Origin of the sequence: Archangium violaceum Cb vi76 (genome assembly GCF_000733295.1) — a bacterium.
Lineage (GTDB): Bacteria > Myxococcota > Myxococcia > Myxococcales > Myxococcaceae > Archangium > Archangium violaceum.
Window position 1 is genome coordinate 1 of record NZ_JPMI01000077.1, and the last position, 26,193, is coordinate 26,193.

Below are 26,193 nucleotides of genomic sequence, written 5' to 3' on the forward strand. Positions count from 1 at the left end.
CGTCACCCTGGCGAGCACATTCGTCACCCGGGGCGGTCGGTAGACCCTCACCCCGACCCTCTCCCAGAGGGAGAGGGACCTACCCGAGCTCCCATGCGTCGAATCCACAAGAAGCTCACCTTGCCGGCACTCATGGCCGTGGCGCTCTCTTCCGCGCTCCCAGCCCGGGCCGCCGACTGTTCCACCACCGGCTGGCCCACGGAGGACTGGCCCGATGCCCGCGCGGAGGTCGCCGCGGCGAGGGCGGCTCAAATCCAGGCGCTGGAGGACTACGCCTTCACGCTCCAGGGGAAGGACGAGGAGCGCAAGGGCTTGCGCACGGATGGAGTCGTCATCATCCACAAGGGCCGGGTGGTGTACGAGCGCTACGGGCGCGGCTTCGACGCGAGCAAGCGGCACCTGTCCTGGTCCATGTCGAAGAGCTTCACCAGCGCGCTGGTGGGCATCGCGGAGAAGCGGGGCGCCCTGTCGCTGGACGACTCCATCTGTAAGCACGTGAAGTCCTCGCGGCAGGACAACTGCGCCATCACGGTGCGCAACCTGATGGAGTTCGCCTCGGGGCTGGACTGGCGCGAGGACTACGAGAACGGCGGCTCGTACCAGACGTCCTCGGTGCTGGCGATGCTGTACGGGGAGGGCCGCCGGGACATGGTGTCCTTCATCACCGCGCACGAGCGCAGTGACGCGCCGGGCACCTCGTGGAGGTACTCGTCCGGGGACGCGACGCTGCTGGCCGGGGTGCTGGACGCGGCGCTGCGGCCCGAGCTGGGCAGGGACTGGCCCTGGGTGCTGCTGCTCGACAAGCTGGGCATGAAGAGCGCCACGTGGGAGCGGGACGGCAAGGGCGTGGTGGTGGGCTCCTCGTACCTGCACGCCACGCCGAGGGACCTGGCGAGGTTCGGCTACTTCTACCTTCGCAACGGGTGCTGGGCGGGTGAGCAGCTCCTCCCCGAGGACTGGGTGGCGCGGTCGACGCGGGTGTCCGAGCCCATCAAGCTCAAGTCGTACGAGCGGGGCCGGGACGACGTGCAGGGCTGGCAGTGGTGGCTCAACCGCCCCATCCCCGGGGTGCAGGCGGAACTGCCCTTCCCCAGCGTGCCCGAGGGCGCCTTCGCGGCGCGGGGGCACTGGGGTCAGTCCATGTCCATCATTCCTTCCAAGGAGCTCATCGTGGTGCGGACGGCGGATGACCGGGACGGCTCGTTCTCGTTGGACACCTTCCTGAAGCTGGCCCTCGCGGTGGTGGAGGAGCTGCCATGAGCCCGAGCCGTGCGCTGGTGGTGCTCGCGTGTGCCGCGCTCCTCTCCTGCGGGAGGGGCGACACGGTGCAACGCCCCTATGACAACAATGACTTGCAGCTCGTCACCTCGTACACGGCGAAGGACTTCTGCTCCTGCCTCTTCGTGATGCAGATGAGCGAGGCGTATTGCCGGCGCTGGACGGCGGCGAGTCCGGCGGTGGCCACGGTGAAGGTGGACTACGAGGAGCGCAGCGTGCAGACGGCCGCCGCGCTGCTGTGGGGCGAGAAGGCCCGCTTCGTCAGCGAGCGCGACGGCTGCATCCTGGAGTAGCGCCCGTCATTCCCCCGCTCCCCCTTCATCCAGGGCCTCGTCCCGTCGCGGCCCGGCGTCACAAATCGCCGATTTCCGTCGGCCCCTATGGAGGCACCATGGGGGTGCCCTCCTGAGAAGGACGGCAGGGGCGGTTCAGATGCGGATGACGGAAACGGTTTGGACGGATGAATTCCTGGACAAGAAGCGCGCCGAGTGCGACCCGGAGGCCGACGAGGCGGTCCGGAGCCTGACCGAGCGCGAGGTGACGCTGGCCAACGAGTTGATGAAGCAGCTCATCCTCAACGAGCAGCCGGTGCCCGAGAGTCTACCCCCGTCCCTCCGCCGCTTCCTCGACGATACGGATACCCTCCCGTCCTGGGCGCAGAAGTCCCTCATCCTCGAGGGGCAGCGCTTCTTCAACCGCTGCGCTCCCCAGATGCTCCTCGCGCTCTTCTGCGCCTCGCTGCCGTCCTGCTACGCGGCCAGCAAGGGCGTGCAGGTGCTCCATCGCACCGGCAAGATGGGGCGTGATCGTGTCACCAGGGCCCGGCGGCGTCTTTCCGGCAGCCCGCGCTCGAGCGGTTCCGGGGGCCTGCTCTCGACGCTCGCGCGCGACCTCCTGCTGCCCTGGATGGAGCGCTTCAAGGGCTCCAGGCGCTCCGACTCCGGAGGCGGACTCCCCACCAACCTCTTTCGCCGCATCCTGGAGACGGCGCAGATGGTGGTGGATGTCACGGCTCCGGACCAGGGACCTGGCAATCCGGCGGGACTCGAGCCGGGAGGGCGTGGCATCCGGACCGCGCAGAAGGTGCGCCTCATGCATGCCGTCGTGCGCCGCCTCATCGCCCAGGAGGGGCGGTGGAGCCCGGCGTTGGGCCAGCCCATCAACCAGGAGGACATGGCGGCCACCATGCTGGCGTTCTCGGTCGTCACCCTGCGCGCCCTCCCCAAGCTGGGGTGCGATACCTCGCCGCGCGAGCGGCAGGCCTACTATCACTCCTGGCGGGTGGTGGGGCACATCATGGGCATCCAGGACGAGCTGCTGCCCGAGCGCTACGAGGATGGCGAGCAGCTCTACGACAAGATCGCTCAGCGCCACTTCCACTGGAGCCCGGAAGGTGCGGAGATGACCGGGGCGCTGTTGGCGTTGTTGGATCATGTCACGCCCGGCAACCTCTTCGACGACCTGGGCGAGGTGCTCATCCACCACTTGTTGGGCGACTCCACGGCGACCGCCGCCGGCGTGCCCCGCGAGCGCGACTTGATGAGCACCCTGGTCATGGGTCCGTTGGTGGGCCTGGGGTGGGTGACCGATGAGACGAACGACCGGAACCTGTTCTCCGCCAGGCTGTGCGAGCTGCTCGGGCGCAAGCTGATGGAAGGCATCGTCTGGGCGGGCCGCGGGAGGAACCGCCTGCCCTTCCGGCTCCCCAACCAGCTGCGCGAGACGTGGGGAGTCCAGGGCTGGGAGCGTGCCCCGGAGCCCGAGGCGGAGAAGGCTACGGCATAGCCCAGACGCATAGGATGCCCAGGGCCTGAAGCGCCAGTCCAATGGCCAGGCGATGCCGCCTGCGTTCCAGGAAGGCCAGCAGCTTCAGGCCCGCGTAGCCGAGCACCACGTACGGCACGAAGATCTCCCACGTGGAGAAGTGCCGCAGGTCGCCCCGGAAATAGAAGAAGAAGAAGGACTGGAAGAGGCCGAGCGAGAAGACGTTGACGCAGATCTCCAGCAGCATGGCGTCCACGGCGAGCAGCAGCACCCTGGGCCCCTTCCTGTCGAGGGGGCGCAGCCGGGGGTTGGCGCGCAGCGCCTGGTGCAGGAAATAGAGGAAGCCTCCATAGAGGGGCCAGGTGAAGAGCCCGATGGCCGAGGTATAGCCGTGGTTCACCGGCCAGACGTGGTAGAGCCAGAGGGGCCGCTTCAGCAGCGCCACGGAGAGCGAGTCCGTGCCCACCTCGCCCAGCGTCGCGCACAAGCAGGTGGTGCCCATGTAGAGGACGAGCGTGTCCACGCGGGGGCGGAGGAAGCGCCGTGCCAGCGCGCAGGTGGAGAGGTACAGCAGCGGCGCGAACACGAGGAGCAGGCTCGTCAGCAGGAGGACGGTGCGCCCGGTGGACAGCGGCCTGGGGGTGATGTCGAGCACCTCCCAGAGCAGCCACCCCCCCGCGGCGCTGAGCGCCTTCAGCAGGACGTAGGCGAGGAGCAACCCGGAGAGGACGCGTAGCACGAGCCGGGCGCGGAGCCAGGCGGCCGTGGGCCGGCGCGCGGCTGGCTCCAGCCGGCGTGTGAGGGGGCGGATGAAGGGCGTCTCTCCTTGCGCTTCCCACCGGGGTCGGGCCATGCCCGCAATGTGTGCGTGCCCTCGCGGCGCGCCCACCCGCGTCCGGGTTCATCCCAGCCGGGCGGACAACTCCCGGGCCTCTCGCTGGTCGGGGGTGTCCCAGCCCTCGGTGAAGCCGCTCAGCACCTCGTCCAGCGTGGTGCGTGCCTTCTCGCGCTCGCCCAGGTGCAGCAGCAGCCGGCAGAGGCTGAGCGTTGTCTGCAGTTCCAGCGCGCGGGCCCCCTGCCGCCGGGCCACGGCGATGGACTGATGGAAGCTGGCGAGCGCCTGCTCCGGGGCGGCGCCTCGCGCCCAGAGCAACTCTCCCCTCACGCGGTGGAGCTTCACCTCGCTGCAGCGCTCGCCGTAGCGCTCCTGCAGCGTGAAGGCCTCCTCCAGCGCGCGCCAGGCCTCCTCGTGCCGTCCAGCCATCAGGTATGCCTCCGAGAGCAGGGTGAGGTGGGTGGCCATCCCCGTCTCCGAGCCGGAGGCCCGCCAGCCCTCGATGCCCACGCGCAGCAGGGGCAGCCCCTCTTCCGCGTCTCCTCGTGCCACCAGGGCCCAGCCCTTGAGCAGGGTGGCCCAGGCTTCCCAGGGCGGGAAGTGGTGCTCCCGGGCGAAGGAGAGCGCCTTGTCCGCCCACCTCAGCGTGTCCTCGCTCTCGCGCCGGAACTGGTGGAAGTTGCTGGCGTAGCAGTAGGTGACGGCCGAGGTGTGCGGGTGGGCCACCTCCTTCGCCAGCCGCAGGGCCGCCGCGTGGTCGCGCCAGGCCTGGTCCGCGAAGCCGAGGTACCAGTGGATCCACGACATGTACGACAGCGCGGCCACGGCTGGATCCACGCCATGCACGAGCGCCAGCGAGCGATGCCGGACGCGGTCATGGTGCGCGAGCGTCTGTTGGAGGTGCTCCAGGGCGGCCACGGGCTCGCCCATGGCGAACAGCGTCGTGCCCATCATCCGGTGGCCGAGGACGAGCAGGTCCACCGCCTCCGCGCTCTTGTGCCCCAGGCCCAGCAACTGTTCCGCGAGCTGGCGTGACTTCTGGAAGCGGGCGCGGGCGAAGTAATACACCCACAAGCCGTGCAGGGCCGGAGAGAGCTGGGGCGTGTCCCCCATCGCGGTGCACAGGTCGTGGGCCCGGCTGTACGCGTGCTCCACCTCCGGGGCCCCATAGCCTCGCGTGGCGATCAGGTTGGTGCCCAGTCCTATCTGCAGGCGCAGCTCCTCGTGCCGTTGCCGCGCCGGGTCCGGCAGGTGCTTCACCAGCCGCAGCGCGGCCTGGAAGTGGCCCACCGCCTCCTGGTGGGTGGAGCGCTGACTGGCGAGCGTCCCCGCCTGGGCCCAGGAGTGGATGGCCTGCTCGTACTGTCCGGCCGCCGCCTGGTGGTAGGCGAGCAGCTCGGGGTTGTCCTGCGCCGTCTCGGGGAAGAGCCTCGCGAGGACCTCGGCCACGCGCCGGTGGTACTGCCGCAGTTGGCTGCGCGGGAGCGACTGGTAGGCCGCGTCGCGGATGAGGGCGTGGCGGAACTGGTATTGCAGCTCGGGGCCGGGGCCCAGCTTGTGCAACAGGCCCGAGGCGAGCAGCGTGGCCAGGGCCTGTTGCAGGGCCGGCGGCTCCCAGCCACTGACGGCCGCGAGCACGTCGGGGGTGAAGCTGCGGCCGAGCACGGCGGCCACCTGCGCCAGTTGTCTCGGTTCCGGGGGGAGCCGGTCGAGCCTCGCGGCGAGCAGCGCCTGCAGGGTGATGGGGACGAGCAGTTGCTCGAGGTCCCGCTCGGGGACGCCCCGCCGGGTGGAGCGCAGCTCGAGCATCATCCGGGTCAGCTCCTCCACGAAGAGCGGCACGCCGTCCGTCCGGGCCACGAGCTGCTCTATCAGCTCGTGGGAGAGGGGCTCCTGCCGCGCCACCTTCCGCGCCAGCGCTCCGGTGTCCTCGGGGGACAGCCGCTCCAGCCCGAGCTGATGGGACCAGGGACGGGGGGGAAGGGGGGAGCGGAACTCGGGGCGGGCGGTGAGCACCAGCAGGGCCCGGGTGGCGGGGATGCGCTCCTGGAGCAGGGCGAGCAACTGGAGGGTGGAGGGGTCCACCCAATGGATGTCTTCCACCACGAGCAGGACGGGATCATGCCGGGTGAGGTGCAGGAGCAGCTCGGCGAGCACCTGGAGCACCTCCTCCTTCAACCGTTTGGGAGACAGGGCGGGGGGCGTGTACCGGTCGAGCAGCGGGACGGAGAGCAGCGGGGCCAGCAGGGGCAGGGCGCGGGGCACCTCGAGCTCCAGGGCCGTCAGCATCTGCTCCAGCCGCGCCAGCTTCGCCTCGGGGGTGCGCTCGCGCTCCAGCCGCATGGCGCGGCGGATGACCTCGAGGACCGGGTAGAAGGCGCTGTCCTTGAACTGGGGCCAGCACTGGCACGTCAGGTGGGTATGGGACTCGCCGGCGAGGCGCTCGCGGAGGGCCTGGACCACGCGGGACTTGCCCATGCCCGCCTCGCCCGTGAGCAACAGCAACTGCCCCTGGCCGTCGCGGGCCCGGCTCCAGGCCTCGAGCAGGAAGGCGAGCTCCTCCGTCCTTCCAATGAGCGGGGTGAGTCCCTGGCGGGAGGCGCGCTCGAAGCGGCTCGTCACCTCGCGATCGCTGAGGACGCGGTGGACGTCCAGCTTGGAATGGCTGCCCTCGAGGTGGTGGGGGCCGAGGGACTCGGTGGCGAAGATGCCCCGGACCAGCCGGTGCGTCTGCTCGCTGAGCAGGACGGTGCCGGGCCGGGCGTGGGTGGCGAGCGCCCTGGCGATGGTGGGGGCCTCGCCCTGGAGGGTGAGCCCCCCGGACTGGGCCTGCACGGCCAGGTAGTCGAGGGTGACGGGGCCGGTGTGGAGGCCGAGCTGGGGGAGCAGCCGGTCGGGCTGGCCGAGGGGGTGGAGCTGCTCCTTCATCGCGTTCAGCAGGTGCTCCGCCGCGCGCACGGCACGCTCCGCGTCGTCCTCCCTCGCCGAGCCGCAGCCGAAGCAGATGAGGAGCTGGTCGTTGATGGAGGTGATGAGGGTGCCGCCCCACTGTCCTGTCTCGAGGATGCAGCAGTGGTGGAACATCTCCAGCACCTCGCTCCGGTCATCCGGGGTGAGCGAGGGCGGGAGGCTGCCCAGACACGCGGACAGGAGCGTCACCTGCCGGCGTTGGATGGCGGCGTCCGGGCGGGCCGCGGCGCCTCGCCGGAGCGGGGGCGGAGCGGCGGGCCGGGCGAGGAGGGGCTCCACCGCGTGCAGGGCCTGGCGGAACTCCTCGGCGCTCTGGAAGCGCAGGTCCGGATCCTTCTGCATCGCGCGCTGGAGCACCTGCTCCAACTCCTCGCGCAGCTCGGGGGCATGCGTGCGGGCCGAGGGGACGGGCTCCCGCGAGGTCACCTGCGCGCGCAGTCCCCTGGGCTGGCGCGCCTGGTAGGGCAGTTGGCCGGTGAGCATCTCGAAGAGGATGACGCCCGCGGCCCAGATGTCGGTGCGTCCGTTCTGCGGCTCTCCCCGCCACTGCTCGGGCGCCATGTACGCGGGTGTGCCGGCCTGGAGATGCGAAGGGGTGTCCCCCGCCACGAGGTGGGCCAGCCCGAAGTCCAGGAGCTTCGCCCGCCCGTTCTCCAGGACGAAGACGTTGCTGGGCTTGAGGTCCCTGTGGATGATGCCCTGCTGGTGCGCGTGGGCGAGGCCCGCGGCGATCTGCTCCAGGAGTTGGACGGCGCGCAGGGGCTCGAGCCGCTCCTGCTTCATCAGCGCCTGGAGGGAGCGGCCGCGCAGGTACTCGATGACCAGGTAGGGGATGTCCTTCCAGGTGCCGACGTCGAAGATGCGGACGATGTTCTCGTGGTCCAGCCGGGCGGTGGCGCGCGCCTCGGTGAGGAACAGGCTGTCGAGCCGTTGGCGGGGAATGCGCTCGTGCTGGAGCAGGAACTTGATGGCGGTGGTGCGCTCGAGGAGGAGATCCTTCGCGCGGAACACCTGGCCCATGGCGCCGGTGCCCAGCTCGGTGAGGATTTCGAAGCGTTGGCCATCCTCGCCGCCCAGCCGGGTGCCGGGCGCGATGAAGAGGGGCGCGGTGCTCACCTGCTGGGAGGAGAGCGCGGCCACCTGCTCGAGGAACGAGTCTCCGAAGTCCGACTCCAGGGGGTCCTGGGAGGAGGGCGTGTCCTCGCCCGGAGGCTCTGAAGGAAGCGCGGTGGGCTGGGAGGGCGAGCCCCAACTGGAACCGTCTCCTGTCACCACCTCTTGGCTGGGAACCATGGCCGCTCCTTCGCCGTCCTCGGGATGAACCCGAGAGCCAGGTGTCCTTGTGCCCTCCTCGTGCCCTCAATGTGTGATGCCGCTCGGGAGCCGGCCACCCGGGGCGGAGGCGCCTCCTGCTCGCCCCCTTCCCCTGGCCCGCCTTCACTGCTCCTTCCCTCACTGCTCCTTCCCTCACTGCTCCTTCCCTCACTGCTCCTTATCGAGCAGCCCGTGGCGCCGCACCCGGCGGCCGAGCGTCACGGGGTCCATCTCCAGCGCGGCGGCGGCGCGGCGGACCACGCCCCCGTGGCGCTCGAGGGCCTCGCGGATGATTTCCTTCTCCATCTGCTCCAGCCTGTCCTTCAGCGAGCCCGCGCCATTCACCCGCACCGTGTGGCGGGAGGTGCTCTCCGCGTGGTGGACGAGGGCGGGGGGCAGGTGGCGCCGGCCGAGGAGCTCCTCCTCCCCGGAGAGCAGCACGGCGCGCTCGATGCAGTTGCGCAGCTCGCGCACGTTGCCCGGCCACTTCGCGGCCACCAGGAGCTGCTCGGCCTCACCGGTCAGCCCGCTGGCCGAGCGCCGCAGGGTGCGGTTGAAGTGGCCGAGGAAGTAGCGCGCCAGGTCGAGAATATCCTCGGGGCGCTCGCGCAGCGGGGGCAGGTCGATGGTGAAGCTGTTGAGCCGGTAGAAGAGATCGCTCCGGAAGCGGCCGGCGCGCACCTCCTCGGCGAGGTCCCGGTTGCTGGCGGCGATGATGCGCACGTCCACCCGGCGGATCTGCGTGCCGCCCACGGGGCGCACGTCGCCGCTCTCCAGCACGCGCAGCAGCTTGGACTGGAGGTTGGGGGTGGTGTTCTCAATCTCATCCAGGAAGATGGTGCCGCCGTCGGCGAGCACGAAGAGGCCGGGGTGGTCGGCCACGGCGCCGGTGAAGGCGCCCTTCACGTGGCCGAAGAGCTCGCTCTCCAGGAGCGTCTCGGTGAGGGCGCCGCAGTCCTGCACGACGAGGGCCTGGTTGCTGCGGCCGCTGAGGCGGTGGATGACGCGGGCGAGCACCTCCTTGCCGGTGCCCGTCTCGCCTTGCAGCAGCACGGCGACGCGGTGGGGCGCGGCCACGCGCACCAGGTCCAGCACCGCGCGCATGACGGGGCTGCGGAAGCCGGGCTCCTCGGTGACGTCGGCGCCGGGGGCGGGCCGGGGGGCCTCGCGGGCGCGCTCGCGCAGCAGGTTGCGCTCCAGCTCCAGGGCCGCGCGCCGCTGCTCGGTGCGCAGGCCCAGCTCGCGGCTGGCCTGGAGCACGGCCTGTCTGAGCGCCACCGGCTCGAAGGGGGGCACGAGCGCCCTGAATATCTTCCCCTGGTTGAACAGCTCCACCAGCCGCGAGGGCACGGCGGGGGCGCAATAGAGGATGCGGGGGGACAAGTCGCTCGCGGGCCCGGCGCCGGTGGGGTCCGCCTCGGCGCGCCGGGTGGCCAGGCGCTCCACCAGGGCGATGGCCCGGGCCTCGTCGCGTCCGCACACCAGCAGCGCGCTGATGTCCCCGCGGCCCAGCAGCGTGTCCAGGTCCTCGGGCGTGGGGACGAAGCGCAGCCGCACGTGTCTCTCCAGCGCCTCGCGCAGCACGCGCAGCTCCGCCTCCTCGGCGTACACCGCCGCCACGTAGAGCTGGTGGTCCAGCAGGTAGCGCTTGAGCGTCACCCCGTCGGAGCCCTCGAAGCCGTGGAAGCTCACCCCCAGCGCCGTCACCGCGCCCTCGTCCCGCTCCTCCGGGTCGTGCCTCCAGCGCACGATGCCCCGCACGCGGATGCGCGCGCGCGACTCCGGCAGCGTGAAGGCCATCTCCAGCTCCTGCCCCTCGCGAGGGCCCTCGGCCGGCCCTTTCGGGGTGCCTATCAACCCGATGCCCGTCTCGCTGATGTTGACGGCCCAGCACCCGTGAAGAGGGGGCTGGGTGACCACCTGCACGTACAGGGGCTTGCGTTCGCTGCGCGGAAGGGTGGGGGTGTCCAGGGTGACCGTCATCTCTGATGTGCTTCCACGTCAATTCTGAAGCCGGGTGGGATTTCCAGAGAAATCAAGAAAATGCCCTTGGGTCCAGAGGGGGGGAAGGAGAGGAAGAGGGTTGCCGGGCCGTGGGGCGACGAGGCACCCTGCTTCATTTTCGAAGCAGGGAGCGGGAGGGGCGGGGGAGTGGGGAGGGCTCGAGGCGTCGCGCACAGTGAGAGCCATTGTAGGCGTGACGGAGCCGAGCCGGGGGAGAGGGGGCCGAAGTGTGAGGGAGCGGGCAAAGGGGAGAGGGGAGACGTCGGCCAGCGGACGGGGGAGGAGGTGGGGAAGGGGGTGGGGAGGAGGGGTGCTTAGGGTGATGACCGGAGGGGCGGAGCCATGAGTGTGAGCGCTTGCGAGGCCGAAGTGGTGGAAGCGCAGGATTTGCGCGAGGACCTGGAGCAGCGGCTGGGGCTGGCGACGCCGACGGACACGGTGAGGGGCACGTTCTTCCTGGGGGCGCTGGAGGAGGTGAGGGCGCTGGAGGGGGAGGAGGGGGTGCGCCAGTGCATGGAGGCGGGGGGAGAGCCGCGCTTCGTGGAGTTCTTCAACTACCCGGTGGGGGCGTGGCTGAAGGTGAGCGAGACGGCGGCGGGGGTGATGGAGCCGCGGTGTGGAAGCTGGGCGGAGGCGCAGCGGCGGTTGGGGAGGAGGGCCACGGCGGACCTGTTGAAGACGGCGGCGGGCAAGGCGCTGCTGCTGCTGTCGAAGGGGGAGCCGCGGCGGCTGCTGACGAACATGCCGTCGGCGTACCGGGCGGCGGTGAGTTTCGGAGAGCGCACGGTGACGTTGGAGGGGCCCACGCGGGGGCGGGTGATGATGAGGCGCGACTTCATGCCGTGCGCCTGGCACGAGGGCGTGTTGCTGGGAGCGCTCGAGGCGATGAAGGCGCGGGGCGTGCGGGTGAGTGGCTCGAGGCTGGAGGTGCTCGACAGCGAGTACCTCGTCTCGTGGGAGTGAGCGCGGGGCGGTGACGCGCAGGATTTGCGCCTGGGGGTCGAGCGGTACCGCGCAGGGTTTGCGCCCCGGGAAGCGAGGAGCGGGCCGGACTTTGGACGGTGGGGAGGGGGACCCTGTCCCGCGGGACACGTGAGTGTGGAGCGGTGGACGGAAGGGGTGCGCGGAGGGGGTTACGGCATGGCCGGTGCACCCCTGGGTCGCGCGTGACGCCGAGAGGTCATCACGGACTTCCTCACAGCATCGGGGTACGGCCAATGAGCATGCAGGCGGTGGTGCTGCTGGACAAGCCGGGCGGGAGCGATTGGGAGCGGGACCTGGCGTGGAGGATGGAGCGGACGAGACCGGGGGACACGGCGCGCGGGGTGATGTTCAAGGGCACGCTGGGGGCGGTGCGAGGGCTGGGGGACGGGGCGGCGGTGCGCAGCTGCCTGAAGGCCAGTGGTGAGGAGGGCTTCGTGGATGCCTTCAGCTACCCCATGCATTCGTTGCTGAGGATGCTGGGGTGCGCGGCGAGGCAGTTGGCGCCGAGGTATGGGGGAGGGGAGGAGGCGCTGAAGGAGTTGGGGAGGAGGACGAAGGCGGACTACCTGAGCTCGCCGTTGGGGAGGGTGGTGAAGGTGCTGACGCATGGGAGTCCGAGGCGGATGATGGAGAGTGCGCCGGACATCCATCGGCAGACGATGAGCTTCGGGGAGTGGTCGGTGGAGTGGACGGGGCCGAGCAGTGGGCGGGTGGTGAGCCGGGGAGACTTCCTGCCGGTGGCGTGTCAGGAGGGGGTGTTGGAGGGGTTGCTGGGCGCGACGGGGGGGAAGAGGGCGTGGGTGAAGCGCGAGTGGGTGGACGGATTGGACGGAGGGTTCGCGTTCGCCTGGGAGTAGGCTGAGCACCAACCCCAAGAATCCCAGGTGCCAACAACCCCTCCAGGTACCAACAACCCCAAGAATCCCAGGTGCCAACAACCCCTCTCCCGCCGGGAGAGGGACGGGGTGAGGGTATCCGGGCCCAGGGGTCCCACGGAGAGGGCCAGGAGACAATCGGGCATGAACCCGGAGACAGCGAGTGACGACGAATTCCTCGCCGCGGTGGAGTCCGCGCAGTGGCCGGGGGAGCACTTTGGCCACCGGGAGCACGTGAGGCTCGCCTGGCTCTACCTGCGGCGGCACGGGCCCGAGGAGGGCTACGAGCGGATCCGCGGGACCATCCAGAGGTACGCGACGGCGCTGGGTGCGCCGGGCAAGTACCACGAGACGGTGACGAGGGCGTGGAGCGCGCATGTGTACCGGGCGCTGAAGGAGACGCCGGAGCTGGAGCCCTTCAGTGCGTTCCAGGAAGCGCACCCGGGGCTGCGGGACAGCAAGCTCCTGTCACACCACTACCGCAAGGAGACGCTGGAGGCGGAGGGGGCGCGGCGGGAGTGGGTGGCCCCGGACGTCTCGCCGCTGCCCGCGTTCCCCTGAGCCCCGGAAGCAAGTTCGTTCAGGGGTACCCCTGCAGGAATGCACGGTGCTCCTTCCGGTCGCGCGGCGTGCCAACTGGTCCAACAGTCGGACCAGTTGCGCTCCATCGCGACCGGAGCCTCTCCCCCTGACAGGACTTCCTCCTGCTGGCCTGGCGTCACCTCGAGGGCTCACATCAAGTAGGACGACTCGGTGGCCATGTCCTGGACGGAGCCATCGCCCTCGCGAGGGAGGTCGCGCGAGGAGTCGCGCCGTTTGGAGCGCTTGCCGGCGCGAGGAGCGGGAGAAGGCGAGAGCCCCTCGGCCTTGCGGCGAGCGGCGCGCAGGGCGTCCTTGCCCATGTCGAGCACGGCGGACACGGCGCCGGCGACGAGGTTGCCGGGCGGAGTATCCGGGGCGCGGGGATGGGGCCGGGTGGGAGCGGCGCGTTTGGCGAGCAGCAACGCCGTGGCCATGTCACGGAGCTCTTGAGGGCTGAAGGCCTTGCGCACCTGGGGGAAGAGGGCGCGTTCCTCTTCGGTGACATGGGTGCGGACGTTGTCGATGAGGACCTTCACCTTGGCGTCGAAGCGCTCGGCCTCTGGGGGGAGGTTCTCCAGCTCCTTGAGGAGCCACTTGGCGACGTGATGTTCCTCGAGGGCCTCGAGCACCTGGTCCTCGAGGGTGGTGGCCCGGGCGCGAATCGAGGGGTAGAGGACCTGCTCCTCGATGAGGGCGTGGATGGCGAGCTCGCGGACGATCTGATCCACGAGTTTGCGCTTGAGCTTCTTGGCGTTGCGGCCGGCCTGTTCGAACTTGCGGAAGAGCGTCTCCACGGTCTTGTGGTCCGCCTTCAAGAGCGCGATGGCATCCATTCCCATGCCTTCCTTGGTTGGACTGTCCCGCTCGGAAGGGTGGCGATGGTGCGGGCCGCGTGCCGGGAGTGAAGCGGTGAGTCCCCCCTGGCAGGCCGGAGGGCAGGCGGGCACCTTCCGGGCGCGGTCCGTACGAACTTGTCCAACAGTCGGACAACTTTTGAGAGACCGCGCCCGGGAGGGCATCCGCCGTGCGCGGGCCAGGAGCCATGGGGGTGCACGGCTTGACGTTCCGAGGAGCGGGGTGTGAAGGGAGGGAGCAGGAGCCCCCCGCACATGAACAAGCCATTCGCCCTTCTCACGAGCCTGTTGTTGCTTCCCGCCTGCCAGACGACGCGTACGGTGACGCTGGTGGGGATGACGGACTACCACTCGCACGCGGTGCCCTTCTATTCGGAGGGAGAGCCGGGACAGGGGGGCGTGGCGAGGGCGCTGGCGTACCTCCGGGAGGCGAAGGCGAGGCCGGACACGCTGGTGGTGTCGGGAGGGGACACGGTGAACAAGGGCGTGCCCACGTGGAGTGACGAGTACGGGTGCGTGGAGTGGCCGTGGTTCAACGGCGTCCTGGACGTGATGGCGCTGGGCAACCACGACCTGGACTACGGGGCGGAGGCCTTCGAGCGGTGCCGGGCGAGCGCGAGCTACCCGGTGCTCTGCGCCAACCTGGTGGGAGCGGACGGAGCGCCATACCTCCAGGTGGAGGGAAGACCCTACGTGGTGCGCGAGGTGGGGGGCGTGCGGGTGGGCTTCTTCGCGGTGGCGGGGCCGGACATGCAACGTCTGGTGAAGCCGGAGAACCTGCCGGCGGGGACGCGGTGGACGGACGCGACGGAGGCGGCCCGGGCGGTGGTGGAGGCGCTGCGCACGCGGGAGCACGTGGACGCGGTGGTGCTGCTCGGGCACCAGCTGCGCGAGGACGACGAGGCGCTGGCGCGGGCGGTGCCGGGCATCGACGTCATCATGGGCTCGCACTCGCACCAGAAGACGGAGCTGGGCCTGCTGCCGGGGACGCGCACCTGGTACCTGGCGCCGTACCAGTACCTCGCCTGGCTCTCCGAGGTCCGGCTGCGCTTCCGGGGCGGGAAGCTGGAGCGGGTGGAGGGCGGGCTGGTGAAGATGGACGGCACGAAGCGGGAGGAGCCGGAGACGGCGGCGGAGGTGGGGCGGCTGCAGCGGGCGCTGGTGGCGAAGCATCCGGAGCGCTTCGAGGTGCTGGGCCATCTGGACAGGCCGTTGCGGGACGAGGGCCTCACGACGGGACAGGCGGAGGTGGGGACCTGGGCGGCGGAGGTGTGGCGGGGGGCGGCGGGGGTGCACGCCTTCTTCGCGCTGTCGGCGAGCTTCCGGGGAGGGCTGCCCGCGGGGGAGGTGACGGTGGAAGACTTCCTGGGCGCGATTCCGTACCGCAACCAGCTGGTGACGGCGGAGCTGACGGGGGCGCAGCTGGCGGACTGGGTGGCCCTGAGCGAGTCGAAGCGGGGGACGGACAGCTACAGCCAGCGCAGTGGCCTCCGGTACGAGGTGGAGGACGGGCGGCCGGTGCGCCTGCGGGTGCTGAAGGAGCCCTCCCACCCGGAGGCGGGGGACGAGCCGGTGAAGCCGGAGGCGGTGTACCGGGTGGGGACGCTGGACTTCCAGGCCTTCGTGGCCGGCGGCTACAAGGAAGCGCTGTCCTTGGCGGGCAACGTGCGTCGCACGGAGCTGAATGCACACACATTGCTCATGGACGCACTGCGCGGGGGGACCACGGCGTCAGGGATTGAGCAACCACACGGCAAATAATTGATTGCCATGTAATTTATCGTCGCAATGTGTGGCGCGGTGGTAGGGATTGCACAACCCCGCGGCAAATAATTGATTGCGGTGGAATTCTCGAACCGGGCGCCGTGCCGTCTCGCGGAGGGCGGGCGCTTGAGGGAGAATCGCGCTGTCTCGTGTCTGGGTAATGCTCGCGAGAGCCAACTTCAGGAGTGGTCATGACGCGCAACGCATCCGCAGGTCATGTCGAGGTGTATGGGAAGAGCGTACAGGCGTTGGTCAACGCCATGGAGTTCCTCAAGCTCAAGGCGCAGCGGGTGCTGGCCTCGCACGGCATCGAGCCGTTGGATCCGGACAAGTGGTACCCGATGCCGAGCGTCCTCGACAGCTTCGATGACATCCTCAAGCAGGTGGGGCCCAACACCACGCGGGCCATTGGCCGGGCGGTGCCCAAGAGCGCCGTCTTCCCTCCGGGAATCGACTCGTTCGGCTCGGCGCTCAACTCGCTGGACGTGGCCTACCGGATGAACCACCGCGGCAAGGGCGACATCGGCAGCTACCGCTTCTTCCCCGAGGGCGAGCGCGCCGCCCGCATGGTGGCCGACAACCCGTACCCCTGCGAGTTCGACCAGGGAATCATGGAAGCCCTCTACGACCGCTTCCAGCCCAAGGGCTCCATCCGCCTGCGCATCGACCACGACCCCGCCAGCTGCCGCGGCAAGGGCGGCCGCTCCTGCACCTATCACCTCAAGTGGTGAACCGGACGCGGTAGGTCAGACAGGCCAATGGTAGACAGACGGAGACAATGGTAGACAGACATCGCTCACGGTGAGAGCGAAAAAGGAGACTTCCGGTTTGTTTTTCGCGCCCCACGCTGAATTTGCATAGACATTGGATTCAGGGGGTGGCATAAATCTTTGCGAACAACGAAACCGGGAGTGCCCATGTTCCGCCACGTTCGCCTCAACCGCATGCTGGTCCTTGGCGTTGTCGCTCTCGCGGGTCTGATGACCGCTTGCGGTGGCGAGCTTCCCCAGGGTGGCGAGGCGGAGCTGGCGAGCACGGAGGCGGCGCTCGGTGGGGGCTCCTCCCGTCCGAAGTCGATGATCGTCTACCCGCTCAAGGGCAAGGTGTGCGACGACGGCTTCGTGGACCTGGGCTCGCCGGAGAACCTGGGTGGCCGGGTGCTCGAGGGCAACCCGAGAATCTACGCCCGCATCGACTACTCCAGGGGCCCCGTGGCGGCGGGCCTCTTCAAGGCGACGCGGGGGAAGATCCGCATCACCTTCCCCTTCACGGAGCACGCCACCATCCTCGAGGGCGAGGTGACGCTGACGGACGAGGCGGGCAACACCCACAAGTACAAGGCCGGGGACAGCTACTTCATCCGCCAGGGCCAGGTCATCCTGTGGGAGGTGAAGGGCAAGGAGGTCATCAAGTCGTTCTTCAACACCGTCGAGGCCGAGTAAGCACCTCCGGGAGGCCGGGCGGGACGTGCCGCCAGCGGCCGGTTGAAGCAACGAAGGGTGCGGAAGGCTCACACACCCGGACGAGGTACAGCGGTACCGCGAGCGCTCAGCGAGCGGGGCTGGCCAGCAGGGCCGGCGAGGAAGTGACAGCGGGCTGCGGACGCCACTCGGGCTTGACCGCGGGACGCTGAGATTCGGGCTGGAAGCCGTCGAACATGGAGTGGAAGGCCGCGTACACGCGGTCCACCAGCGCGATGGCCTCGGCGCGCAGCTCCGGGGTGAGCTCCATGCCCAGCAGCATCGCCTCCATCTGCTCCTCGAAGACCTCGTGCTGCTCCTCGGCCTCCATGTGGTGGTTGGAGAAGTACTTGAGGCTCTGGCCCTGGCTGAGCGTCTGGGGCAGGTTGGCGGTGCGGCTGAAGAAGGCGTGGCTGGTGGACTCCAGCGTCAGCACCAGGATGATGCGCAGCCGGTCGTCCAGCGGGCGCATGGCCTCGGCGAGGATGGCGTAGCTGGCGTCCCGGGTGGCCTCGTGGGTGCGGCCCCACGGCTCGGTGAGGTTGAAGGGCCGGCCCATCAACTGCGCCGCGTCCTCGAAGAACCAGTGGTCATGCCCGCGCTCCTCCTGCCGGTGACGCAGCATGAGCATCGCCAGCTCCGGGTCCTGCATCCGCTGGGCGTTGAGCCGCAGCACGTCCTGGAAGCTCATCACCCAGAAGGCCAGCCGCGGCGCGAACGCCAGCACCTGCTCCAGGGGTCCGTCCTGCTGCAGTCCGTCGAAGACGTGGTGCTCGGCGAAACGGTTCTGACGCTCGGTGATGTGGTTCAGCACTGCCCTCATGATGCCCTCCCGCACTCGCTGTGGAGTGCTCCTTCACGAGACCGTTGATGTGACGGGGCCGGAGTGGATCTCCTCGAAGGACTCATCCGGAGCGGAAATCTTTCACTTCGTTTCATCCGCATCCGGCCCGCGTGAACTCACGCAGATAAAGAAATACAAATTCTCAGCGGCAAATACAAATGGAATGTTGCTGCTGAAATCTTGCATTTTTGTTCGTCATTGAAGGCCGCGGAAGTGTGGCGTTGATACATCTTTCCACGCGCGGGGCGCGCGGTTGGGCGGTCTGTGGGACGATGGCGGACGGAGGGGGAGACGCGGGGTTTTCAGAGGGGAAATGCCGCGTGGGAGGGGTGGGGCGAGACTCGGGTGGGTGGCGTCTGACCGGCCCTCGGGGGCCCGCGGCGTGGAGCGGGCGCCCGGTGTGTTCTTCTTCCAGGGCAGAAGACTTGTCTGTCTCTGGAAGGAAGATGAGAGGAATTGCGGAAAGACTTACGCTCCCTTGATTCCACGCTCTTCCATGTATTTGTCGAGCGAGCGGCGGGCCTGGGCCTGGACCTTGTTGCGGATGAAGGGAGTCCAGCCGAGCAGGAGGCCGGCGGGGCCGATGGCCTGGCGGGCCCAGGTCCAGAAGGGGAAGTGGTCGGTCTGGCGGAGGATCTTCCCGTCCTTGAACTCGAAGGTGGAGGAGACGCGGTTGAGGACCTTGTTGCCGGACATGCTGAAGGTGTAGCGGGCCTCCCAGCGGGCGCGGCCGGTGCGGTCATCGGCCTGGGCGTCGACGAGGGTGAGCTCGAGGTCGGTGCCGCGCTCGCAGAGCATGCGCCACATGGAGGTGACGCGGGCGCCGCGCAGGCCGGGGAAGGCGGGGTCGGAGAACTCGGCGTCGGGGTGGTAGTAGGAGGCCATGGCGTCGCCGTCGCGGCGGGCGAAGGCGGCGTAGAAGTCGGTGAGGAGCTGGGTGTTGGGGTGCATACGGGGGGGTGTAGCAGACCCGTACCCGCGGCGCTCGGGGGTGGGGAGTCGGGGTGGAGACAGGCGGGTGCGAGTCGGGGGTGGCGAGCGGGCGGGCCCGGTGTACAAGGGCGGTTCACTCGCTCGAGCAGGGAGAAGAGACACGGAATGGCACGGGACATCGTCATCTGGCCGAACAAGGTCCTCAACACGCCGACGAAGCCGGTGACGGACTTCGGAGACGCCCTCACGAAGCTGCTGGACGAGATGTTCGCGTCGATGAAGGAGGCGGAGGGGATTGGGATCGCGGCGAACCAGATTGGAGTGTCGCAGCGGTGCTCGTGGGTGGGGAGGGAGGACGGGACGTTCTTCGAGATCATCAACCCGCGGATTCTGGAGAAATCGGGGCCGGTGACGCTGGAGGAGGGGTGCCTGTCGGTGCCGGAGCAGTACGAGAAGACGCCGCGGTTCCACAAGGTGAAGGTGAAGTACCAGGACCGGGTGGGGGAGTGGCACGAGCTGGAGGCGGAGGGGAGGCTGGCGCACGTGCTGCAGCACGAGATCGACCACCTGGATGGTCACGTCTTCGTGGAGCACCTGTCGAACCTGAAGAGGAGCCTCATCCTGGAGAAGATGAAGAAGCTGCAGAAGGCGCTGAGCCGGCGCAAGGAAGCGAAGAAGGAGTAGCACCCTGTCCTCCCTCTCCCCCCGGGAGAGGGTCGGGGTGGAGGGTATCCGGGCCCTGAGCTGAACCCCACTCGGGCCCCACTCAGGCCCACGCGGAGTCCCACTCCGCGCTCACCCCGCGGAGCTGTTGAGGCTGGTGCGGAGGGCGGTCCGGGTGGAGGAGAAGAGGCGGTCGGAGAGAGCGATATAGCGCTCGTGGTCCTGGCCCTCGAAGGACATGTCATTCCAGGAGCCCATGCCGCCGAAGACATCGGAGGATGCGGCGCAGAGGGCGAGCTGGATGGCGGGGGTGGGCAGTCCGTTGAGCAGCAGCAGCTCGACGAGGTCCTCGAGGGGTTGGGGCTCGAGGGAGAGCCGGAGCAGGGCGCGGCGGAAGTGCTTCTCCCACGAGCGGAGCGAGTGGGCGTGGGAGAAGGCCTGGACGGCCTCGAGGGAGGAGGCGAGCTCGGTGCGAGCGGAGTCGAGGTCGCGCTCGAGGTCGGACTCGATGCCGGGCCCGGCGTAGAGGAACTCGAAGGAGAGGCTGGAGGAGGCGGGGGAGGGGGAGAAGAAGGCGTTCCAGGTCTCGACGTCGGCGGAGTCGGGCCCCGCGTCACCGGAGGCGGCGTACTCCACGTCGGAGCCGGAGGACATGAAGCGGGGGATGACGTCCTGGAGGTCATCGGGCGAGAGGGAGGCGATATGGCCTAGCAGCGCCTCGGGGGCCACGCCGAGCTCGGTGGCGAGCACCTCGAAGAGGGCGGAGGGATGACCGCGGCCCAGGATGAAGGCATGGAGCTGGGGGCCGGAGATCTCGTAGGTGAGGGGCTGGATTTCGCGGGGGACGAAGCGCTCGAGGCGTTGGCCATCCGAGTAGACGAGGAAACCCAGGCCGCCGCTGTCGATGGCCTCGTGGATGTCCTCGGGGAGGCCCTGGAGGGAGGAGTCGGAGGAGGGAGTCTGGGGGAAGGGGGCGAGCCAGAGGCGGGCGGAGGGAGCGGGGCGGTTCTCCAGCCACTCCTCGAAGGAGACGTGCTCGCCGCCGACGTCGACGAAGGTGACGCGGGAGTCGAAGGGGCTGTGGGGGCGGAGGCGGAGGCCGAGGAGCTCCTCGACGGCATCCCAGCGGGCCTTGGCGGGCTCACGAAGGGCGCGGTTGCCGGTGGTGACGAGGACCGCGGTGCAGATGTCGATAGGACGCATGGTGAACAGGCTACACCAGGGGGCGTGGGAGGATGCCCCTGGCGCGGGGGGCGCGGGGCGTGCTGGAGTCATGACTCCCCTGCCTGGAGCCATTCCGACGTGGAACTGCCCATCCTGCTAGCGATTGCTGGAGTCGCGGCCGCCTGTGTGGCGTGTGCCGTGGTGTTGCTGACGAGCTACCGCCGGGTGGGCCCGGGAGAGGCCTTGCTCATCGAGAAGGCAGGGGGCCCGACGCGGGTGCGTTTCGGGAGCGGGCTGGTGCTGCCGATGGTGCAACGGGGAGAGGTCTTGGACCTGTCGGTGCGCAAGGTGGTGGTGGAGCGGAGGGGGAAGCAGGGTTTGTCGTGCCGGGACGGCATCCGGGTGGACGTGAGGGGAACGTTCCTGGTGAAGGTGGAGCGGGAGGAGGGGGCGGTGCTGCGGGTGGCGAGGGAGGTGGGGTGTGCGAGGGCGAACCGGCCGGAGGAGGTGCAGGCGCTGTTGGAGGAGCGTTTCGCGTGCGGGCTGGCGAACGCGGCGAGCACGTTCAACTTCGATGAGCTGCTGGCGGACCGGAGCCTCTTCATCGACCACGTGATGATGGAGGTGGGGGACGAGCTGTTGGGCTTCAAGCTGGAGCGGATGTCGCTGGGGAGGCTGGAGCAGACGCCGCTGGACCAGTTGGATCCGACGAACGTGGTGGATGCGCAGGGAATCTTGAAGCTGACGGAGCGGACGACGCGGCTGGCGCTGGAGACGAGTGGCCAGATGAGGCAGCAGCGGGAGGCGGAGCAGGTGCCGTGGGAGGCACCGCGGAGGGAGGCGGCGGCGGAGCTGGAGGGGGACGTGGAGCGGGTGTTGGCGGAGCGGGCGAGGGGCAACTGAGCATGAGCGGGGGGCCTGGGGTGGAAGGAGTGGCCGAGGCGCGTCCGGTGGACGCGGGTGAGCGGCTGGAAGTGCTGGACGTGCTGCGCGGGTTCGCGTTGGGCGGGGTGTTCGTCTCGAACGTCTATGTGTGGATGAGCGGGTGGGTGTTGATGCCGAGGCCGGCGGTGCAAGCGCTGACGGCCACGTGGGTGGACCAGGCGGCGAGCGAGCTGTTCCAGTTCTTCGTGAACGGGAGGTTCATGCCCATCTTCTCGTTCCTGTTCGGGCTGGGCTTTTGCGTGCAGCTGACGAGGGCGGAGAAGCGGGGCACGTCGGTGGTGCCGGTGTACAGGAGGCGGCTGATGGCGATGTACCTGCTGGGGCTCGTGCACCTGTACGGGGCCTGGTACGGGGACGTGCTGAACATGTACGCGATGGCGGGGCTGTTGCTGCTGCTGTTCCGGGAGAGGAAGGACCGGACGCTGCTTCTCTGGGCGGGCGTGTTGATGTTCGGGCCGATGCTGGTGGGGCAGGTGCTGACGAGGTTCGGGACGCTGCTGTTGCACGGGCCGGAGGCGCACGCGGCGGCGAGGGAAGCGGCGAAGGCGGCGGCGAAGGGGATGGCGGAGACGAAGGCGGGGATCTTCGAGGGCCTGTCGAGCGGCGGTTACCTGAGGTGGCTGAGAGCCAATGCGGAGGCGTACTTCCTGCTGTTCTTCAGTCCGATGATGCTGACGCACATCGGGACGACGGTGGGGCGTTTCGCGCTGGGGCTGTGGGCGGGGAGGAAGGGGCTCTTCCACGACGTGGAGAAGCACCGGGCGACGTTGAAGAGGCTATGGGGATGGGGATTGGGAGTGGGGCTGGTGGGGAGTGGGGTGGGGGTGGTGACGGGCCTGCTGATGAGGAAGAAGCTGCTGGACTTCCAGGAGCCGTGGACGCTGGTGTTGACGCCGGTGAGGGAGTTGGGGGCGGTGGGGCTGGCGACGTTCTACGTGACGAGCCTGGCGTTGCTGTTCCAGCGGGAGAGGTGGAGGAAGGTGTTGAGGTTGCTGGCACCGGCGGGGCGGATGGCGGTGACGAACTACATGTCGCAGTCGGTGTTGGGCATGTTGGTGTTCAGCGGGGTGGGATTGGGGCTGATGGGGAAGACGGGCCCGGCGGTGACGATCGCACTCACGATGGGGCTGTTCTGCGTCCAGGTGGCATGGAGCCACTGGTGGCTGGCGAGGTACCGATTCGGGCCGGTGGAGTGGGTGTGGAGGTCGCTGACGTACGGGAAGGCGCAGCCGATGAAGAGGAGCGCTGAGCCGAGCCCCGGGACCGTGCCGGGAGCGTGACCAGAACCCCTCGCCCTCCGGGAGAGGGACGGGGTGAGGGTATCGAAGCTCGCGGGTTCCCCGAGAAGCCCTCTCCCTCTGGGAGAGGGACGGGGTGAGGGTCATCGGTTCCAGTGTTCCCGAGGCTGCCGTCCGGAGCCTCGTGGCACTAATCTGCGGGCCAATGAAAGCCAAACACCCACCGGGGCCGAAGGGGAACGCGTTGCTGGGGAACATCCTGGCGGCGGCGAAGGGAGAGCTGGACTTCTTCAGGGAGCTGGGAAGCTACGGGGACGTGAGCAGCTTCCACCTGGGGCGCAAGCGCTTCTATTTCGTGAACCATCCGGAGCTGATCCGGAAGGTGCTCACGAGCCAGAACTTCGTGCGGACGGCGATCTCACGGGAGCTGATGGCGTCGTTCCTGGGGAGGGGCCTGTTCTCGCAGGAAGGGGAGAACCACCTGCAGCAGAGGAGGCTGATGCAGCCGGCCTTCCACCACAAGCGGATAGAAGGCTACGGCGCGGTGATGGAGCGCTACGCGACGAGGATGTTGGAGGGGTGGAAGGACGGGGAGACGAGGGACATCGCGCACGACATGATGCGGCTGACGTTCGAGATCGTGTCGAAGACGCTGTTCGACGCGGACACGGGGGAGCAGGCGAGCCGGGTGAGCGAGGCGTTCACGGCCATCATGAAGGCGGTCAACAACGAGTACCCGCTGTACACGGTGCTCCCGGAGTGGGTGCCGGTGAAGCGATGGGGAGCGAGCCGGCGGGCGGTGGACGCGCTGAATCGAATCACGAATTCCATCATCCAGGAGCGCCGGGCGACGGGGGAGGATCGGGGAGACCTGCTGTCGATGCTGTTGCTGGCGAGGGACGAGGACGGCACGAAGATGACGGACGAGCAGGTGGGGGCGCAGACGCTCTCGCTGCTGTTCGCGGGGCACGAGACGACGGCGAACCTGCTGAGCTGGACGTGGCTGTTGCTGTCGCGCAACCCGGACATCCGCCAGAAGCTGCAGCAGGAGGTGGACACGGTGCTGGAAGGCCGGGCGCCGGCGGTGGGAGACCTGTCGAAGCTCAAGTACACGGAGAGCGTGGTGAAGGAGACGCTGCGCATCTACCCGCCGGCCTGGTACGCGGAGCGAGCACCGCTCACGGACACGGAGCTGGGGGGCTACACGATTCCGGCGAACGCGCCGATCGTCATCAGCGTCTACGTGACGCACCGGGATGGACGGTTCTTCGAGCAGCCCGAGCGCTTCTGGCCCGAGCGGTTCCTGGGAGTGGAAGACCGCCAGCTGCCGGCGTACCTGCCCTTTGGGGGAGGTTCTCACCTGTGCATCGGCAACCGCTTCGCGCTGATGGAGGCGCAGCTGCTGGTGGCGGCGATCGCGCAGCGCTACGAGCTGGAGCTGGAGCCTGGCCTGGACGTGAAACCGAGACCCCTCATCACGCTGGGAGTCGAGGGCCTGCGGATGAAGGTGAAGCGGCGTCAGGCCGGGGCCGAGTCGCCGCGAGCGAACCCGGCGAGCACTTCGAGCGACTCCTCGGCGCGAGCGGAGGGGACGAAGAGGTGATCGTGGAAGTACGCCGACACGGGATTGACGCTGATCCCCCGTGAGGCGAGCCGGTTCGTGATGGCGGCGAGGAACCCCACGGCCTCGAGGCTGGAGTGCACGGAGAGGGTGATCATCCGGAAGACGGCGCTGTACGGGAGCCCGGCGGCGTCGGCCTTCTCGCGGGGGAGGATGAGCGTGAGCCCTTCCTCCTCGTGGAAGAGCCCGAGGGGCTCGAGGGGAAGGGCCTCGAGCAGGGAGCGCCGGGTGGTGAGGAAGACGAACTCACCGCCGCGCAGCACGGGCTTCATCGACTTCAGCAGCACCTCGAGGTTCGTCTCACCGGACATGGCGCCGTCCTACCCCCGGAAGCGTGAGCAGTCGATCTCATACTTGGAGACCTTGTAGTTGATGATGCGCTCGGTGGTCTGGAGGAGGCGGGCGGCCTTGGCGCGGTTGCCGCGGGTGGTCTTCAAGGCATCGGCGATGAGGTCCTTCTCGAACTGCTCGACGGAGTCGGTGAGCGAGCTGCTGGTGACGGTCTCGGAGGCCTCGGCGGTCTGGAGGGTGGGAGGCAGGTGGTGGCCGTGGATGGCGTTGCCATCGCAGACGAGGACGGAGCGCTCGATGATGTTCTCCAGCTCGCGCACGTTGCCGGGCCAGTGGTAGCTGACGAGCATGTCGATGGCGGGGGTGGAGATGCGGCGGATGTTCTTGCCGTGCTCGCGGGAGTACTTGGCGACGAAGTGATCGGCGAGCAGGAGGAGGTCGCTCTTGCGTTCGCGCAGGGGCGGGATGAAGAGGGTGAAGACGTTGAGGCGGTAGTAGAGGTCCTCGCGGAAGGACTTCTCGGCGATGGAGGTCTCCAGGTCCTTGTTGGTGGCGGCGATGAGGCGGACGTTGGCCTTGAGGGTCTCGGTGCCGCCGACGCGCTCGTACTCGCGCTCCTGGAGGACGCGGAGCAGCTTGACCTGGGTGGCGGGGTTGATTTCGCCAATCTCATCCAGGAAGAGGGTGCCGCCCTCGGCGAGCTCGAAGCGGCCGCGCTTGCGATTCTGTGCGCCGGTGAAGGCGCCCTTCTCGTAGCCGAAGAGCTCGGACTCGATGAGGGTTTCGGGGAGGGCGGCGCAGTTGACCTTGATGAAGGGCTTCTTGGCGCGGGTGGAGTTGTAGTGGATGGCGTGGGCGATGAGCTCCTTGCCGGTGCCGGACTCGCCGCGGATGAGGACGGTGGTGGTGGTGCGGGCCACCTGGTGGATCTGCTCGTACACCTGGCGCATGGGGCCGGAGGTGCCGATGATGTTGGAGAAGTCGTAGCGCTGGCGCAGCTCCTGGCGCAGGGTGGTGTTCTCCTCGAGGAGCTTCTTGCGCTCGTCCTCCAGGTGCCGGTGGGCGGCGAGGGCCTGGCCGATCATCGAGGCGACGACGCCGAAGAGGCGGCTCTCCTCCTGGTAGTCGCGGTCCTTGTGGAAGAGGAGGTCCACACCGAGGGTGCCCACGGGCTTGCGGTGCAGGACGATGGGGACGCAGATGAAGGAGTGCTCCTGGGTGCCGGTGCGCCGGCCGAGGTAGGCGCGGTGGAGGAAGAGGGGCTCGCGGCTGATCTCGGGCACGACGATGGGCTTGCCGCTCTGGACGACGCGGCCGGTGATGCCCTCGCCGAGCTTGTAGCGGGCCTTGCGGCCCTCGGCGCTCAAGCCGATGGAGGCGTCGATATAGAGGTCACCGGTGTCGGGGTCGGTGAGGGTGACGGCGCCGCGGACCACACCGTGGTAGCGCTCGAGCCGCTCCAGCACGCGGTGGAGGGCGGCCCGGAGATCCTGTGCGCCAGCCAGGGCCTGGCTGACCTCCAGGAGGCTGGCCAGGGTGGCGTGCTTGCCCGTCTGCTCATCTGTGCGTTTCGCCATGCGAGGGTACTCCGAGGGTGCTGCTCATGTGCCGGTCCCGAGGGGCGTCCGGGCGATTCCGACATTTTTGTCGGTTCCTGGCCGAAGACCTACAAAATTGTAAGCGAAGCGGGAACGCCGGTGAGAGCAGGCGAGCGGCGAAGCGTCCAGGGGCCTACTGTTCGAGCGCCATCTTGCGTCGGATTCCGATCAAACCGGGGGGACACGGTGCCTCGCGAGGGTCCGGTGGTGCT

General features: G+C 69.0%; 22 protein-coding genes. 13 read left to right on the forward strand and 9 right to left on the reverse strand.

Annotation, left to right across the window (positions count from 1 at the left end; genetic code table 11):
• Window positions 1–93 precede the first annotated feature (93 nt).
• From Q664_RS12275 to Q664_RS12285, 3 genes are all read left to right on the forward strand, one after another.
• Window positions 94–1,260, forward strand: a complete 1,167-nt coding sequence (locus Q664_RS12275) for a serine hydrolase domain-containing protein (RefSeq protein WP_043393930.1) — start codon at window positions 94–96, stop codon at window positions 1,258–1,260.
• Entirely contained in the window at window positions 1,257–1,571 is a 315-nt protein-coding gene (locus Q664_RS12280) for a hypothetical protein (RefSeq protein WP_043393932.1), read from the forward strand. Before Q664_RS12275 ends, Q664_RS12280 begins: the two co-directional genes overlap by 4 nt.
• Window positions 1,572–1,716: 145 nt before the next feature.
• Entirely contained in the window at window positions 1,717–3,063 is a 1,347-nt protein-coding gene (locus Q664_RS12285) for an oxygenase MpaB family protein (RefSeq protein WP_043393934.1), read from the forward strand.
• On the opposite strand, the gene Q664_RS12290 is transcribed toward Q664_RS12285, so the two are convergent.
• The 3 genes from Q664_RS12290 to Q664_RS12300 form a co-directional block, all read right to left on the reverse strand.
• Complete coding sequence (locus Q664_RS12290; RefSeq protein WP_043393936.1) at window positions 3,053–3,895, reverse strand: hypothetical protein; 843 nt, start codon at window positions 3,893–3,895, stop codon at window positions 3,053–3,055. The genes Q664_RS12285 and Q664_RS12290 overlap by 11 nt on opposite strands.
• Before the next feature lie 48 nt (window positions 3,896–3,943).
• Complete coding sequence (locus Q664_RS12295) at window positions 3,944–8,140, reverse strand: TOMM system kinase/cyclase fusion protein (protein WP_052518001.1); 4,197 nt, start codon at window positions 8,138–8,140, stop codon at window positions 3,944–3,946.
• 189 nt (window positions 8,141–8,329) lie between these two features.
• Window positions 8,330–10,144 (reverse strand): sigma 54-interacting transcriptional regulator, encoded by a 1,815-nt coding sequence (locus tag Q664_RS12300; RefSeq protein ID WP_043393938.1) that lies wholly within the window; start codon window positions 10,142–10,144, stop codon window positions 8,330–8,332.
• Window positions 10,145–10,507: 363 nt separating this feature from the next.
• Between Q664_RS12300 and Q664_RS12305 the strand changes: the two genes are divergently transcribed.
• The 3 genes from Q664_RS12305 (at window position 10,508) to Q664_RS12315 (ending at window position 12,585) form a co-directional block, all read left to right on the forward strand.
• On the forward strand, window positions 10,508–11,128 hold the full coding sequence (locus Q664_RS12305) for a DUF2378 family protein (RefSeq protein ID WP_043393940.1): 621 nt from the start codon (window positions 10,508–10,510) through the stop codon (window positions 11,126–11,128).
• A gap of 254 nt (window positions 11,129–11,382) precedes the next feature.
• Window positions 11,383–12,006 carry a TIGR02265 family protein gene (locus tag Q664_RS12310; protein ID WP_052518002.1) on the forward strand — a complete coding sequence of 208 codons (624 nt, stop codon included), beginning with the start codon at window positions 11,383–11,385 and terminating at the stop codon, window positions 12,004–12,006.
• 162 nt (window positions 12,007–12,168) lie between these two features.
• Window positions 12,169–12,585 (forward strand): hypothetical protein, encoded by a 417-nt coding sequence (locus tag Q664_RS12315; protein WP_052518003.1) that lies wholly within the window; start codon window positions 12,169–12,171, stop codon window positions 12,583–12,585.
• 170 nt (window positions 12,586–12,755) lie between these two features.
• On the opposite strand, the gene Q664_RS12320 is transcribed toward Q664_RS12315, so the two are convergent.
• The gene (locus Q664_RS12320) at window positions 12,756–13,439 is read right to left on the reverse strand and encodes a hemerythrin domain-containing protein (RefSeq protein WP_084609791.1); all 684 of its coding nucleotides are present in this window, start codon (window positions 13,437–13,439) and stop codon (window positions 12,756–12,758) included.
• Window positions 13,440–13,715: 276 nt separating this feature from the next.
• Here Q664_RS12320 and Q664_RS12325 point away from each other — a divergent pair, with 276 nt between their 5' ends.
• From Q664_RS12325 to Q664_RS12335, 3 genes are all read left to right on the forward strand, one after another.
• A complete protein-coding gene (locus Q664_RS12325; protein ID WP_043393942.1) occupies window positions 13,716–15,221 on the forward strand; it encodes a bifunctional metallophosphatase/5'-nucleotidase in 1,506 nt (501 codons plus the stop codon).
• 194 nt (window positions 15,222–15,415) lie between these two features.
• A complete protein-coding gene (locus tag Q664_RS12330) occupies window positions 15,416–15,955 on the forward strand; it encodes a hypothetical protein (protein WP_043393944.1) in 540 nt (179 codons plus the stop codon).
• Window positions 15,956–16,141: 186 nt separating this feature from the next.
• Window positions 16,142–16,666, forward strand: a complete 525-nt coding sequence (locus tag Q664_RS12335; protein ID WP_235216668.1) for a cupin domain-containing protein — start codon at window positions 16,142–16,144, stop codon at window positions 16,664–16,666.
• A gap of 106 nt (window positions 16,667–16,772) precedes the next feature.
• Here the strand turns inward: Q664_RS12335 and Q664_RS12340 are convergent, their stop codons facing one another.
• Both Q664_RS12340 and Q664_RS12345 read right to left on the reverse strand, forming a co-directional pair.
• The gene (locus tag Q664_RS12340; RefSeq protein ID WP_152622056.1) at window positions 16,773–17,507 is read right to left on the reverse strand and encodes a hypothetical protein; all 735 of its coding nucleotides are present in this window, start codon (window positions 17,505–17,507) and stop codon (window positions 16,773–16,775) included.
• A 489-nt stretch (window positions 17,508–17,996) separates the two neighbouring features.
• Complete coding sequence (locus Q664_RS12345) at window positions 17,997–18,479, reverse strand: nuclear transport factor 2 family protein (protein ID WP_043393946.1); 483 nt, start codon at window positions 18,477–18,479, stop codon at window positions 17,997–17,999.
• Window positions 18,480–18,626: 147 nt separating this feature from the next.
• Here Q664_RS12345 and def point away from each other — a divergent pair, with 147 nt between their 5' ends.
• Window positions 18,627–19,145, forward strand: coding sequence for a peptide deformylase (gene def / locus Q664_RS12350; protein WP_043393949.1), 519 nt, complete (start codon window positions 18,627–18,629; stop codon window positions 19,143–19,145).
• Window positions 19,146–19,256: 111 nt separating this feature from the next.
• Here the strand turns inward: def and Q664_RS58990 are convergent, their stop codons facing one another.
• Window positions 19,257–20,327 (reverse strand): hypothetical protein, encoded by a 1,071-nt coding sequence (locus tag Q664_RS58990; RefSeq protein WP_043393950.1) that lies wholly within the window; start codon window positions 20,325–20,327, stop codon window positions 19,257–19,259.
• Between the two features lie 99 nt (window positions 20,328–20,426).
• Between Q664_RS58990 and Q664_RS56310 the strand changes: the two genes are divergently transcribed.
• The 3 genes from Q664_RS56310 (at window position 20,427) to Q664_RS12370 (ending at window position 24,074) form a co-directional block, all read left to right on the forward strand.
• Window positions 20,427–21,191, forward strand: coding sequence for an SPFH domain-containing protein (locus Q664_RS56310; protein WP_160174393.1), 765 nt, complete (start codon window positions 20,427–20,429; stop codon window positions 21,189–21,191).
• A gap of 2 nt (window positions 21,192–21,193) precedes the next feature.
• On the forward strand, window positions 21,194–22,513 hold the full coding sequence (locus tag Q664_RS12365; protein WP_043393954.1) for a DUF418 domain-containing protein: 1,320 nt from the start codon (window positions 21,194–21,196) through the stop codon (window positions 22,511–22,513).
• 163 nt (window positions 22,514–22,676) lie between these two features.
• Entirely contained in the window at window positions 22,677–24,074 is a 1,398-nt protein-coding gene (locus Q664_RS12370) for a cytochrome P450 (RefSeq protein WP_063934686.1), read from the forward strand.
• On the opposite strand, the gene Q664_RS12375 is transcribed toward Q664_RS12370, so the two are convergent.
• Window positions 23,990–24,403 (reverse strand): ACT domain-containing protein, encoded by a 414-nt coding sequence (locus Q664_RS12375; protein WP_043393956.1) that lies wholly within the window; start codon window positions 24,401–24,403, stop codon window positions 23,990–23,992. The genes Q664_RS12370 and Q664_RS12375 overlap by 85 nt on opposite strands.
• A 9-nt stretch (window positions 24,404–24,412) precedes the next feature.
• Window positions 24,413–25,960, reverse strand: a complete 1,548-nt coding sequence (locus Q664_RS12380; RefSeq protein ID WP_043393959.1) for a sigma-54-dependent Fis family transcriptional regulator — start codon at window positions 25,958–25,960, stop codon at window positions 24,413–24,415.
• Between the last annotated feature and the right edge of the window lie 233 nt (window positions 25,961–26,193).